The organism is Streptococcus sp. 'group B' (assembly GCF_002073795.1).
Taxonomy (GTDB): Bacteria; Bacillota; Bacilli; order Lactobacillales; family Streptococcaceae; genus Streptococcus; species Streptococcus agalactiae.
Genome location: NZ_CP020432.1, coordinates 1348303 through 1361205, shown reverse-complemented (window position 1 = coordinate 1361205; position 12903 = coordinate 1348303). Strand labels below are relative to the sequence as shown.

Below are 12903 nucleotides of genomic sequence, written 5' to 3'. Positions count from 1 at the left end.
TGCGAACGCATAAAAAGTTTTGCGAATGTAAAAAATCTCGATTATCGAATAGCGCTAATAGGTAATTTGAGATGGTTGTTGCCTAATGATGATACTTTGTAAATGAGTGAAACTGATTTACCGTGACTTTAAGGGTACAAATTAGGTGTGCAGTTCAACTTGTAAAGTCAGTTGACCATGAATTAGCAGAGGAATTGCTGATGTGGTCAGAAAATCTTTTTAATAGTTCTTTGTCTTGTCACGTTTCTCTGCTTAAGACAGAAAGTGGAAAACATGACAAACAAGGACAATATTTATAACGAATGTCAAAAACAAGAATGCTCCCTAGAAGTCGGACTTTTAGAGGGGCAGATGCTAGCTCCTATGTTGGTTGAGAACCAACAAGTTATTGAGGATATGCGTCTCAAAAGAGAGACCCTTCGGTCTTGGAGGCCAGCTAAACAGCTGAATGTTTATGTACTGGTTGCTTTTATCCCAGTCTTTCCTGAAGAATATGCTAAAACGGAACGTATCTATAAAGATGCCGTTGAAAACTTTTTGAATGAGTTCCGTACACGTAAGTCAAAGAATATTGAAGAGATTATCTCATATGAAGCCTGGATTGATATGGATGAATCTACTCTTTACAGTTCTACTGAAGAATTGGAAGAATTTATGTTTGCAGAAATGCTGCAAGATTTACTTGAGAAAGTAAGGCAAGCAGACAAGGATTTGTATGATATCACTTTGGGCTTACTCGCTAAAGAGTTTGATGAGAGTATTGAAGATGTATTTGCTAGGATTGGGGTTAAACGTTCTACAGGTTTCTATCGCTTGCCAAAGGCTCGTGCTTTGGTTGCGGCTTTATTGAAGAAATTCAATCCGAAATAGTGTTTATATTTGACACTAGCGATGTTTTTGGTATAATTTAAGTAGAAGTAGTCGGAGAGTAATACCGACTCTAAAAAGAAAATACTCTAAAGTTGATGTAGTCGTAAGGGTCGCGACTCTAAAAAGAAAGACCCTTTTTTCGTATGATAGAGGTTTAGTTTATGTCAAAAATCAATAAGAATAGTCTGTATTTTCATCTAATAACTCAAGACTATTTCGATACTTACCAATATTTGGATGAGTTTCAAGAAGATAATGCGCGTGGACATGGTGTTATGGTTCTTGATATCAATAATCAACTGATTGCAATTCCGCTTCGCTCCGGTCTTCCTGAGCATCTTAGGAATGCAAGTCATTTATTCCCTTACACAACCTATAGACGTCACGATGGAAGAATTTGTCTGAAGGCTTTAGATTTCAGTAAGTTGACGATTATCGAGGAAAAATATATTGACAATTCAAGAATATATCACTTTAAAAATCCAAATGAGAAGATTTTTTATCTAAGAAATTCAAATCGTATTTTCTCACGAGTTAAGAATTACGTAAATAAGTATATTGAGATTTGTTCAAAGATTGAAAAGGGAGAAACTGTCACTTTTAGGACATTGAACCCATACCGATTTAGCACTCTACGCAACTTTCATGATGAATTGGGTATAGCAATTTCCAAGGAAGATTTCATCAATCAATTAAGGAAATAGTTTTTATCACATATAAAATGGTTCACTACCTGAATTAGTAGTGAACCGTTTTTTTGTGTGTCTAGTCCTTCTGATAAAAGGAACATTCATAACCATCAGCTCGGAGGTTAATGTCAGACATCCAGTCTGGTGCAATCCCCATCAAGGTTGAAATTTCTTCAAGGTCTTGGTCTTGATCACACTCAATGATGACTTCATCATGGACATGACCGACAATCTTGAACTCACTAAGTTGTCTCATCGAGTAGGCAAGAATATCACGGCTAATGGCCTGGACAATGTTCTCGACAAACTTTGGTCCATAGCTTTCAAGTCGCTCCCAATGTTTAGCAGTTCCTGTACCTTCATAGGTAACAGACTCTCCACCAAATTGGTTCTCACCCATCTTGGGTTTGACGTAGGCAAGTTTTCGACCAGAAGGGAGAGTGATAAATAACATCCCATTTCTGACTTCGAACTGAATGCCGTGAGTTTCGGTTTGGATTTGTTCTTTGACGGCAGTTTTCACAGCCCTATCCACATCCCACCAAAAAAGGACGATGCTGGGATTGGCTTGTCGCCAAGAATCCACTAGTGGTTGGAGTTCTTGTTCCTCAAGTCCCATATCAATGGCGCCCATTGCTTTAAGAGCACCAACTGCTCCGCCATATCCACAAGCCAACTCCGCAATCTTCCCTTTTTGACGCAGGTCAGCGTTTTGCCCATGTTTCTCAACGGGTACTCCGAACATCTGTGACGCAGACATGCAGTAGATGTCTTTTCCTTTTTCAAAGACCCTGCTTCGCCATGTCTCTCCTGCAAGATGAGACAGAACACGCGCCTCGATGGCAGAGAAATCACAGACGATGAATTTTTTTCTATCGCTTGGGACAAATGCAGTTCGGATAAGTTGAGATAAAGTATACTGCGTGTTATAAAGTAGCTCAGTAGCTTCTAGGTCACCAGTTTTGAAAAGTTTTCTAGCTTCCTCAAGGTCAGGAAGATGGTTCTGTGGAAGGTTTTGCAACTGAACCAAACGACCAGCCCAGCGCCCAGTACGGTTTGCTCCATAGAATTGGAACATTCCTCTAGCACGTCCATCTTTACAGACACAGTTCATCATTGCTTGGTATTTGGAGACGCTGGATTTGGCTGCTTGCTGCCGAAGTTTGAGAACTTGTGCAGTTTTCTCATCGACAGTTTTGAGGAGTTTTTTTACAGATTTCTTATCGAGGGAATCAGTGGTCACTCCGTGTTCTCTTAACCAACCAATCATCTGAAGAACGGAGTTGGGATTATCAAGTCTAGTTAGTTTTCTCAATTCTTCTTGGATTTTAGTCTTACTTTCCCCGTCAATGGCAATAGCTGCATTGACAAAGTCCACATCAATACCAATCCCACGGTCGTTGATGATTTGGTCTTGATGGTATTCCTCCCAAACAAAGACTGGAACAGGGTAGTTACGGAGTTTCTCTTTGATGGCCAATTCCACCTCAACATCACGCTGGTTGTAATCGATAAAAGCAGACCATTTATCAGGTGAGTGACTGGGAAAGTTTCGTGTTCGTCCACCATTGACCTTGGTCGGTTTACAGGGGAGACAGAAGTAGCGGATTAAGTCTCCACCTTCTTTAAGTTTCTGTTCTTTTAGCTTGAGGACAGTTCCGACTCCTTCAAGTGAGAGTGGTAGGCCAAGATATGCTGACCAAACCATACTGCATCGCCATGAGTTTGGAGATAGGAAACCTTCGGATAGTAATTCTGGGTGATGTTTCTTGAGCCAGTTAGACAGACAGATGCGTTCAAAGCTGGCATTAAATGCCCACTTGATGATGGTGTCATCTACCAATGCTTGTAGGATTTCATCAGGAAGTTCTTCCTTTGTTAAGTCATAAACGGTTACTGGTTCGTTATCAACTGAGACAGCTAGAAGAAGAATTTCAAAGGAATCATCTTCAGCGTAGCGATAGACACCAGACTTTCTCAAATCCACTTCGCAGTAGGTCTCTAAGTCAATCGATAGTTCTTTAATTGGCATAGTTTGTCCTTTCATAAAAAGGTGGCAGGAGTGCTGCCACCAGAAGTATTAACGGCTACGATGTAGCGGAGTTGTGTTGTTGTCTTGACGTTTCTTTTCAGCTTTTCGCTCTTTCTCACGACGAATATCGTCACGGATGGTCATGTAGTTGAGATAGAGTCCAAGAAAGACGTAAATACCAAGAATTATGCAAAGTAAAATTGTGTAAATGTCCATAAGTAATATCCTCCTCTATTAGTTCAAGAAATCATCATCGTCATCAGTCGCAAAGTCATCTTCTGCACGAGTACGTCCACCGAGTGGTTCTCCGTCACGAAGTTTTTGCAAGTTATTCAAACCGCAGGCGATACCCTTGTTGCCATTAGAGTTAAAGGCATAGAAGGAGATAGAGGCACGTCCGTAGATACCGGAGTAGAGTTCTGAGGTGTCGATAATCTCTTGACGATTCCCGTCAACGACCCCTGGCTTGTGTGGTGAATTGGCATTGACGAAGTAGGCATTGCGATAAGCGTCATCATCAGGACGCTCGAGGTCACCATCACGGAGTGGTGTTTTAAGGATAGAAAGTGCTGGTACTGTTTTCCCATTGCCTTTGAGTTTTGCCTCACCTTCCTTGTAGGCAAGCTCAATGGCTGCTTTGATTTTGTTGACAGTCTCAATATCATCTTTTGGAATGATGAGGGAGACGCTGTACTTCGGTGTGCTTCCGTTAATGGATTTTGGTTCATTGGCATTCAAGTAGCTGAAGCGTGTGTTTTTACCAGTAATCACTTTTGTTGTTTGTACTTTAGTTGACATTCTTTTATACCTCTTTGAATTCATTTTTAGCTAGGTTCATCTCTTGACGACTATCATCAAGAGGAACGAGTGTTGGTTTACCACTTGGTTTGACAATCAGACCACCAAGTAGGTCATTGAAGGTTTTCTTGCCAAGGAGTTTGCTCATGGCAGTGATGGTCAGGAGTTTCTTTTCGTAAGGGTCAAAGCCAGCCTCCATCACAGCTTGACTGACAGCAGCTTCGTCTGAAAACTTACGAACCGAACGTCCTTCTACAAGTTTGTAGCCTGGAATATTGTGTCCTTCAGTTGCTTCTTTCAAAGCATAGGCTTTGACATCATTTGCCCACGAAACCAGCAAGTCCAGTTTAGGCAAAATCTCTGCAATATCCTCATAGTCTAGAGTAGCAGGGTCTGCAAATTCCATCTTGGCGAGTGCCAAGTTATCCTCTGCACGTTTGCGACAGACATTCTTGAGCTTGCAGAACTGGCAGTGTTTACCAGAGGTCATCTCTCCCTCTCCTTTAAAGGCCAGTTCAGCTTTGGGTGAGAGTTCTGTTTCTGCCCACTCAAGTAGTTCAGTCTTATCAATTTCAAAGGTAGAGATGTTGTTTTTTCGCGGTTGAAAGATGGTCATGGTGACCTTATCAAAATCATAGAGGTCATCAAACATCTCAAGAGCACCTAGAGCGTAGCACATCATCTGTGGGTTGTGGTCTGCATCAACTAAAACGCCAAGTCCGTGTTTGTAGTCGATCACTTGAAGCAGTCCATCAGCCACAATCAGACAGTCGCCTGTTCCAAAGCCTTCAGGGACCCATTTAGAGAAGTCCAGTCGTTGCTCAACCAGAACTGTTGGGTCACGAGAATAGCCTTTAGCTTTCTCAACTTGCTCCATGACGTAGTTGCGATATTCCTCGGCACAGGTTTGCATTTCTTCATTGTAGAAGGATAAGTCCTTAGTTGGATCACGCACCTTCCTACCCAATGCCTTCTCAACAAGATAAGCGCATAGCTCGTGAGCGTCTGTTCCTTCAAGGGCAAACTCTGAGGTCACATCTGGCATATCTTCGGTAAGTCGTACAGAAGGTGGGCAGTTGAGCCAGCGATGAGAAGCAGAAGCAGAGAGTACTGCGTGATTAGTCATTGCCAATTCCTCCAGCTTCTTCAAGAACAGCTGCGTAGTGCTCAGTGGCTAAAGCAGATAATGATTCAGCTCCATATTTATTGAGGAGAGCACGCACCTCATTCTTGTAGCCATCTTTGGCTTTGGTCGCAAGGACGGCACGAACATCTTCCAACTTGAGTTCCTTTTGTGGTTTAGGTTTTGGCTCTTCAGAAATTGTGTCTGTCTCTTCCTCAGTAGAGAGAAGTTTCTTGAACTCATCTACCAAGCGTAGGTAGTATTTAGCTGTGCCTTCCATCTCTGTAATTAGTTCAAGTAGTTGTTTATGTTGACTCATTTCGATTCCTCCTTTTGTAACTTACGAGCTAAGAGCCTAGCGATAACGCTGATGGCGATGAGAGTGTCTGTCAAGTCTTCTTGTTCTTGACGGTTTATGGTGTTTTCCATAGAAAGTCCTCCTTTAGGTTTGTTTGGGTTATCTCGCCCTTACACCTACTAGGGGGACTTTTTTGCGTTTTAGTCTAAACAGATTTAAAAAAATATAAAAAAATTGATCGATGGAAGGTCGCTCAATAGTTATTTATAGAAGAAAAAATTTTTTTGAAACTTTTTGGACTAAACGCCTTCATTCTTCCCCTAGTAGGTAGGAAGTGAAACCTTCACAGATTATTTTTCCAAAATGGAGGCTATGATTTATGCAATTTACCTTATCTCATTCAGGACAGACAGGTATTCAAACGACAACGGTCTATCCTCATCAAGTAATGATCTCAGACAAAACAACTCTACAAAAGGTCGCACTCTTTGACCATGTGGCTGGCTTGTTTACCAATAATACTCGTTCCAATGCCAACTTCATCAAATCAGATGTATTGGTCATGGATATTGATAATGACCATACGGACAACTCTGATGAATGGGTAACGGAAGAGCTACTTAAAGATATCTTTGCGGATTACAACTTTGCTTTAGTGACCAGTCGTAACCATTTGGTTCAAAAAGGGGATAAGGCTGCCAGACCCAAATTCCATATCTACTTCCAAATCAATGAAATCACAGATAAGGACACCTATGCCTTACTGAAAGAAGAACTTGTAAATCGCTATGGCATCTTTGACACTAATGCCAAAGATGCGGCTCGTTTCTTCTTTGGAAATCCTAACGCACAAGTCTTGTGGCATGATTCTTGGTTGACCATTGATGAGGATTTACTGGATGACATGGTTGCTCAAGATGATGAAGAGGACTTTGATGCAGACTTCTATCAGCCAACAACAGGTCCAATCACTGAAGGTAGTCGCAACTCAACTATGTCAGTTTTTGCGGCGAAAATTCTTAAGCGTTTAGGTGTAACGAAAGAAGCACGAGACGGTTTTGATGAACAGGCACTCAAATGTGTTCCTCCTCTTGAGAAAGCAGAGCTTGACACTATTTGGGGCAGTGCTGTTCGCTTCTATAACAAAACCATCAAAAACTCCAAAGATTATAAGTCACCAGAAGAGTTTCAAAGGGAATCACTAAAACCTGATGACTATTCAGATGTTGGTGAAGCTGGGGTTCTTGCTAGAGAATATGCAGATAAACTAGCCTACACCAATGCGACAGACTATCTTTTCTACGATGGAACACACTGGCGTGAGAATAAGCAGCTGGCACTAGGGGCAGTTGTACACTTTACCGATGACCAACTTGCGGAAGCAAATACCTTTTTAGAAACAACAGAGAAACAGCTTCAATCTTCAGGTATTGATGAAATGACCATCAAGGCAGGAGGTAAACGTCTAGAAAATGCGGTTGAGACCTCTCTACAGTTGAAATATCTTAAAGCCTATCTTGCGGCAAAAGAGTTCCATAAATTTGTCATGAAACACCGTGACTATAAGAATTTAATGGCTGTCTATAATACCGCAAAGCCTATGCTTACGGTTGAATTATCAGAGTTGGATAGTGATGACATGTTGCTCAACACTCCTGAGGCTACCTATGATTTGCGACAAGGAACAAAAGGACAGCAAGAACATAATCCTGAAGACTACATTACTAAAATGACAGCTGTCTCTCCTAGTGACAAAGGCCAGGACTTGTGGCGGGAAACCTTGGCTACCTTTTTCTGTAACGACCAAGAGTTGATTGACTATGTTCAAGAAATCATTGGGATGGCAGCGATTGGTAAGGTTTATCAGGAACACATGATTATTGCCTATGGTGGCGGTGCAAACGGTAAGTCTACCTTTTGGAACACCATTGCTCGTGTACTAGGAAGCTATTCTGGGAAATTATCGGCGGATGCCTTAACCATGTCTAACAAGCGAAACGTCAGTCCTGAACTTGCGGAGCTTAAAGGAAAGCGTCTCGTGATTGCTTCTGAGATGGCTGAAGGAATGCGACTTAATACAGCCGTTGTTAAGCAGATTACCTCTACAGATGAAATCCAAGCAGAGAAAAAGTACAAGGATCCCTTCCACTTTGTGCCATCACATACGCTGGTTCTTTATACCAACCATCTGCCTAAAGTGGGAGCGAACGATGATGGGACTTGGCGACGTTTGGTGGTTATTCCTTTTAACGCCAAAATCACTGGTCGCTCTGATATCAAGAACTTTGCGGATTATTTGTACGACCATGCAGCACCAGCCATTATGTCTTGGATTATTGAAGGGGCAGAAAAAGCCATCAAGGCAAACTTCAAGACAAGTGTGCCATCTGCTGTTTCAAATTCCGTCAAAGCCTACAGAGAAGCCAATGATTGGTTAGGGCACTTCCTTAGTGACTGTTGCGAAGTTGGTGATCAGTTTACAGAAAAATCTGGAGAACTCTACAGTCAGTACCGTGCCTACTGTACCAAAAATATGGAGTACACGCGCAGCACGACAGATTTTTACTCTGCCCTGGATCAGACAGGATTTAGACGCAAACGTACCAATAAAGGAAACCTTATTCTAGGTTTGAAATTGGTTGATGATGACTATGATTTCCTAGACTAGTGACCATCATTTTCCATGTCCTACTTCCACAAGGGAGATGGAGAGGGATTTTAGATGTGCTAGTCATTGACCTGATGACAAGAATTTATGAGTTCTACTCACTAGAACAGATTAGTCAAAAGGACTAGCACGACTAACATGATTTGATTTTGTGTAGGTCTATTATGGTCTTTTCTAAAACTATCCTTTAAGTAAAACTTACTATAAAAAAGCCTATAAGGGGAGTTTTAGAAATGACTGTACTATACCTCCACACGTCAATTTGACGAAAGGATTTGTTATGCGAGAAAAAGTTGTTGAACAGAAGTTAGTAAGTGAAGTGAAAAAGCGTGGTGGAATTTGTCCTAAGTGGGTGTCACCTTCTTTTGGCGGTGTACCAGATAGGTTGGTGTTTTTACCCAAGGGTAAGTTTGGCATGGTGGAGGTGAAAGCTCCTGGTGGAAAGCCACGTTTACTACAAGTGACAAGGCACAGACTATTTGAGCGATTAGGCTTCAAAGTTCATGTGCTGGACAGTGTTGAGAAGATTGGAGAAGTGCTAGATGAAATTGAGTTTACATGACTATCAAGAAGTCACCAAGGACTTCATCATAAGAACCCCTTATGCGGCGGTCATCTTAGACATGGGGATGGGAAAAACTGCTACGACCTTATCAGCTATCAACGAGCTGATGTTTGATCGCTACGAAGTCTCAAAGGTACTGGTTATCGCACCTCTTCGTGTTGCAAACACCGTATGGAGTGATGAAATAGAGCAGTGGGAGGAGCTGAGACACCTCCGTTATGCTAAGATTGTTGGAACACCAAAACAGAGAAGAGCTGCCCTGGAGCAAGATGCGGATATCTACATCGTCAACCGTGAAATTCTCCCTTGGTTGGTGCAACAATGTAGTCCCTACTTCAAGTGGGACATGGTAGTTATTGATGAGCTCTCGTCTTTCAAGTCATGGCAGTCCAAACGTTTCAAGGCCTTCATGGCTATGCGCCCCTACATGAAGCGTGTCGTGGGATTGACAGGAACACCTAGTTCAAATGGGCTTATGGATTTGTTTGCGGAGTTTAAGGTCATTGATAGTGGTGAGCGTTTGGGACGTTTCATTGGAGAATACCGCAGTCGATACTTTGACGAGGGACGTAGGAACGGCAATATTGTCTACGAGTATATCCCAATGGACTATGCGGAGTGCCAAATCTATGACAAGATTGACGACATTACCATTTCCATGAAAGCCATGGATTATTTGGATATGCCTGAGTTGATTTCGACCAAGAAGGTGGTTCATCTCACTGACAAAGAAACGGACAACTATAAGCGATTCAAGAAAGACTATGTGCTTTCGGATTTGGAAGATGGTGAGGTGACAGCTGCCAATGCGGCTAGTCTGTCAAACAAGCTGGTGCAGATGGCCAATGGTGCTGTCTACTCTGACGACCATCAAGTAGTGAGCCTACATGACCAGAAGCTCGATACTCTGGAAGATATTATCGAAGCAGCAAACGGTGAGCCAGTTCTTGTTGCTTATTGGTTCAAGCATGACCTTCAGCGTATTGAGGAACGCTTGGCAAAGCTCAAGGTTCAGGGCACAGTCCTTAAAACTGAGCAGGACATCCGTGAGTGGAATAAGGGTAATATCAGAGTTGGACTTCTACATCCTGCAAGTGCTGGTCATGGACTTAACTTACAAAAGGGCGGCCATCATTTGGTTTGGTTCGGTCTCACTTGGTCTTTGGAACTCTACCAACAAACTAACGCCCGTCTATGGCGACAAGGGCAACAAGCAGAGACTGTGGTCATACAGCACATTGTAACGGAAGGCACTATTGACGAGGAAATCCTCAAAGCACTGGAAAACAAAGATGCCCAACAATCACGGCTGATTGAAGCTGTGAAAGCACAAGTAGGAGGAACGGATGGATAAAGCGGAATATATCCTAACGCATTATAATGAACTCAAGGGGGACTTGGAAATGTTGAAGTATCGCTTGGAGAATTTTAAGCCTGTGACTGAGAATGAAGTGATTGGGTCACTTGTCTTCGAACGGTCGGATGAACCTAAAGTCACCTCTACTCCGACAAATCTACGTTCAGAGGTGATAGCCCTAAGTTTTCGTGACAAGATGATTCAGGAAAATGAAGAGCTCTTAGCAGATTTGACTCAACGATATATACGACTGGCAAATGACCTTGATAATTTTGAGATAGCTATTCGATTTCTTAAGGATGACCTAGCTGAGTTTGCACAAGAAATGTTAAAGCCGGAGTGTAATTGGGATAGTTTGATGAGGGAGTTTCACATTAGCCGTAGTACGGTTAGAAATTGGCGTCGTAAGGTATTGGATCATGTTAGGGGAGTTTATCTGAAGATGGGTTATTCTTTAGAAAAATAACCTTCCCTTGCACTCCCCCTGACCTAACAGTAACCTCCCCTTGCACTAAATGTGACCTAACATTGACCTCCCTTTGTAAAAAATTGTGGTAGAATTGTAAGTGTCAAAAAAGATAAAAATCTCCCAGTAATGACTGGATATACCTTCGCTTGTACGGTAATATAACGCTACAAAAACAAGAGGAGGTCGTCAAAATGACAAAATGCCAACAAGAAAAACTCAACACCCTTTTAACAGCGATTGCTCAAGAAGAACTTTTGGTTGAAACTTTAGAAACTCGCATGAGTGACAACCTTGATTTCTACGATGTTTCGGTTTGGGGAATTAAAAGGGCACTCGAGAGAGCCTACGAAGCAGGTCAACAATCAGTAAAATAAACCAAAGCCTAGCCCAAAAGGGTTGGGCTTTTTGCATGGAGGAAAACATGATTTATACCAGTGAACAAGTTTCAAGCGGACACCCAGACAAACTCTGTGACCAAATCTCAGATGCTGTTGTGACAGAATGTCTCAAGCATGATAAGAATAGTCGTGTGGCAGTTGAGACGCTGATTAAGGATAATCAAGTAGTTGTGGCAGGAGAAGTCTCAACCAAGCACTTTTTCAACCTCGAAGGCATTGTCAAAAAAGTTCTTGAACCTTACGGCATGGAGGATATCATGGTGACGAACCTTCTCGGTGTTCAAAGTCCAGACATTGCTCAAGGTGTGAACAAGGGAGGTGCTGGTGATCAAGGCATTATGTTTGGTTATGCGACCGATGAAACACCTGAGTTCTTGCCGCTACCTTATGTACTTGCGACTCGGGTGCTTGAGAAGCTGATGAACCTTGGTCATCCTGCCTTGGGTAAAGATGCCAAGGCTCAAGTCACTTATGACTACGAAAACAAACGTATAGAGACCTTCCTTGTCTCTATCCAACATGATGAGGAGGTTGACCTTGCATCCGTGAAACGCATTGTTACTCAAACCATGATGTCGGTTGCTCAACGCTACCGTCAGAACCTTGACTTTAGGGTTTTGGTTAACCCAACAGGATGCTTTGTTCTCGGTGGCTCTTACGCAGATGCTGGTGTGACTGGTCGTAAGATTGTGGCAGATACCTACGGTGGTTTTGCCCACCACGGTGGTGGAGCTTTTTCTGGTAAGGATCCCTCTAAGGTCGACCGTTCAGCCGCCTACATGGCACGGAAGATTGCAAAGGACTTTGTCCGTGAAGGGTATGCCAAACGCTGTGAAGTCCAGTTAGCTTATGCTATTGGGGTTGCGGAGCCTGTAGGTGTTTATGTGAACACCTTTGGGACAAGTGATTATCTTCTTGAACAACTAGTAGGAGTGGTTCGTGAACGCTATGATCTTACCCCACAAGGGATTATCAAGGAGCTGAACCTCTTGGATGTGGACTACACCAAGACCACTTGCCTTGGGCATTTCACCAAGCCTTATCTTCCTTGGGAGCAGTAAGATGCCACGCCGACCAAGCACCCCTTGCAAGCAGCATGGTTGTCCTAACCTTGTGACCTATGGAAACAAGTACTGCGATGACCACAAAGCTAACCATACCCTTGATGCCAAGTCAACCAAAGCCAAAGGTTACAACTCTCGCTGGAACAAGGCACGGCTTCGTTACTTAAAGCTCCATCCTCTTTGTGTTTACTGTCAAAGGAAAGGACGACTAACCAAGGCAACGGTGGTTGACCACGTCACTCCCCACCGAGGAGACCAAGACCTCTTTTGGAACCAATCCAACTGGCAAGCTCTCTGTAAATCTTGTCATGACCGAAAGACTAAGACGACTGACCGATATGTGGAATATACTTATCGGTTTTAAATTTAGAGTTTCGTTACAAAAGTATCCCTTTTTCCATCATTTGGGGTAGGGGGGTATAAATCTCTAAACCCTTGTCCCACAAAGACCGACGCCCCCTCAAACGTGCATTTTCGCAAAATTTGTTAGGGGCATACCGAAAACAGCTAAAAAGTGCATTGAACCATTATGGTGTCAATCTTTCTAGCAGGGTAAGTATCGTTTGCTAGTG

General features: G+C 42.7%; 14 protein-coding genes. 9 read left to right on the top strand and 5 right to left on the bottom strand.

Annotated elements, in window-relative coordinates:
- Window positions 1–273 precede the first annotated feature (273 nt).
- Window positions 274–870 carry a hypothetical protein gene (locus tag A6J68_RS07205; protein WP_017646662.1) on the top strand — a complete coding sequence of 199 codons (597 nt, stop codon included), beginning with the start codon at window positions 274–276 and terminating at the stop codon, window positions 868–870.
- 161 nt (window positions 871–1031) lie between these two features.
- A complete protein-coding gene (locus tag A6J68_RS07200; protein WP_017646663.1) occupies window positions 1032–1574 on the top strand; it encodes a hypothetical protein in 543 nt (180 codons plus the stop codon).
- A 61-nt stretch (window positions 1575–1635) separates the two neighbouring features.
- Here the strand turns inward: A6J68_RS07200 and A6J68_RS07195 are convergent, their stop codons facing one another.
- Genes A6J68_RS07195 through A6J68_RS07180 form a run of 5 tightly spaced genes read right to left on the bottom strand, consistent with a single transcriptional unit; the run spans window position 1636 to window position 5831 of the window.
- Window positions 1636–3591 carry a DNA polymerase gene (locus A6J68_RS07195; protein ID WP_017646664.1) on the bottom strand — a complete coding sequence of 652 codons (1956 nt, stop codon included), beginning with the start codon at window positions 3589–3591 and terminating at the stop codon, window positions 1636–1638.
- A gap of 48 nt (window positions 3592–3639) precedes the next feature.
- Entirely contained in the window at window positions 3640–3807 is a 168-nt protein-coding gene (locus tag A6J68_RS11425) for a hypothetical protein (RefSeq protein WP_017646665.1), read from the bottom strand.
- An 18-nt stretch (window positions 3808–3825) separates the two neighbouring features.
- Window positions 3826–4389, bottom strand: a complete 564-nt coding sequence (locus A6J68_RS07190; protein WP_017646666.1) for a DUF2815 family protein — start codon at window positions 4387–4389, stop codon at window positions 3826–3828.
- 4 nt (window positions 4390–4393) lie between these two features.
- Window positions 4394–5515 (bottom strand): DUF2800 domain-containing protein, encoded by a 1122-nt coding sequence (locus tag A6J68_RS07185; RefSeq protein WP_017646667.1) that lies wholly within the window; start codon window positions 5513–5515, stop codon window positions 4394–4396.
- Window positions 5508–5831: a hypothetical protein gene (locus A6J68_RS07180; protein WP_017646668.1), complete on the bottom strand. Its 324-nt coding sequence runs from the start codon at window positions 5829–5831 to the stop codon at window positions 5508–5510. Before A6J68_RS07180 ends, A6J68_RS07185 begins: the two co-directional genes overlap by 8 nt.
- A gap of 358 nt (window positions 5832–6189) precedes the next feature.
- Between A6J68_RS07180 and A6J68_RS07175 the strand changes: the two genes are divergently transcribed.
- The 7 genes from A6J68_RS07175 to A6J68_RS07145 all read left to right on the top strand — a co-directional run bounded on the left by A6J68_RS07175 (window position 6190) and on the right by A6J68_RS07145 (window position 12695).
- Entirely contained in the window at window positions 6190–8478 is a 2289-nt protein-coding gene (locus A6J68_RS07175; RefSeq protein ID WP_017646670.1) for a phage/plasmid primase, P4 family, read from the top strand.
- A 280-nt stretch (window positions 8479–8758) separates the two neighbouring features.
- A complete protein-coding gene (locus tag A6J68_RS07170; protein ID WP_024051851.1) occupies window positions 8759–9040 on the top strand; it encodes a VRR-NUC domain-containing protein in 282 nt (93 codons plus the stop codon).
- The gene (locus A6J68_RS07165; protein ID WP_017646672.1) at window positions 9021–10397 is read left to right on the top strand and encodes a DEAD/DEAH box helicase; all 1377 of its coding nucleotides are present in this window, start codon (window positions 9021–9023) and stop codon (window positions 10395–10397) included. Before A6J68_RS07170 ends, A6J68_RS07165 begins: the two co-directional genes overlap by 20 nt.
- A complete protein-coding gene (locus A6J68_RS07160; RefSeq protein WP_017646673.1) occupies window positions 10390–10866 on the top strand; it encodes a hypothetical protein in 477 nt (158 codons plus the stop codon). The genes A6J68_RS07165 and A6J68_RS07160 overlap by 8 nt, the downstream gene beginning before the upstream one ends.
- 194 nt (window positions 10867–11060) lie before the next feature.
- A complete protein-coding gene (locus A6J68_RS07155; RefSeq protein ID WP_017646674.1) occupies window positions 11061–11243 on the top strand; it encodes a DUF6900 domain-containing protein in 183 nt (60 codons plus the stop codon).
- Window positions 11244–11290: 47 nt separating this feature from the next.
- Window positions 11291–12328: a methionine adenosyltransferase gene (metK, locus tag A6J68_RS07150; RefSeq protein WP_024051850.1), complete on the top strand. Its 1038-nt coding sequence runs from the start codon at window positions 11291–11293 to the stop codon at window positions 12326–12328.
- 1 nt (window position 12329) lies between these two features.
- On the top strand, window positions 12330–12695 hold the full coding sequence (locus tag A6J68_RS07145; RefSeq protein ID WP_017646676.1) for an HNH endonuclease: 366 nt from the start codon (window positions 12330–12332) through the stop codon (window positions 12693–12695).
- Window positions 12696–12903: the final 208 nt, after the last annotated feature.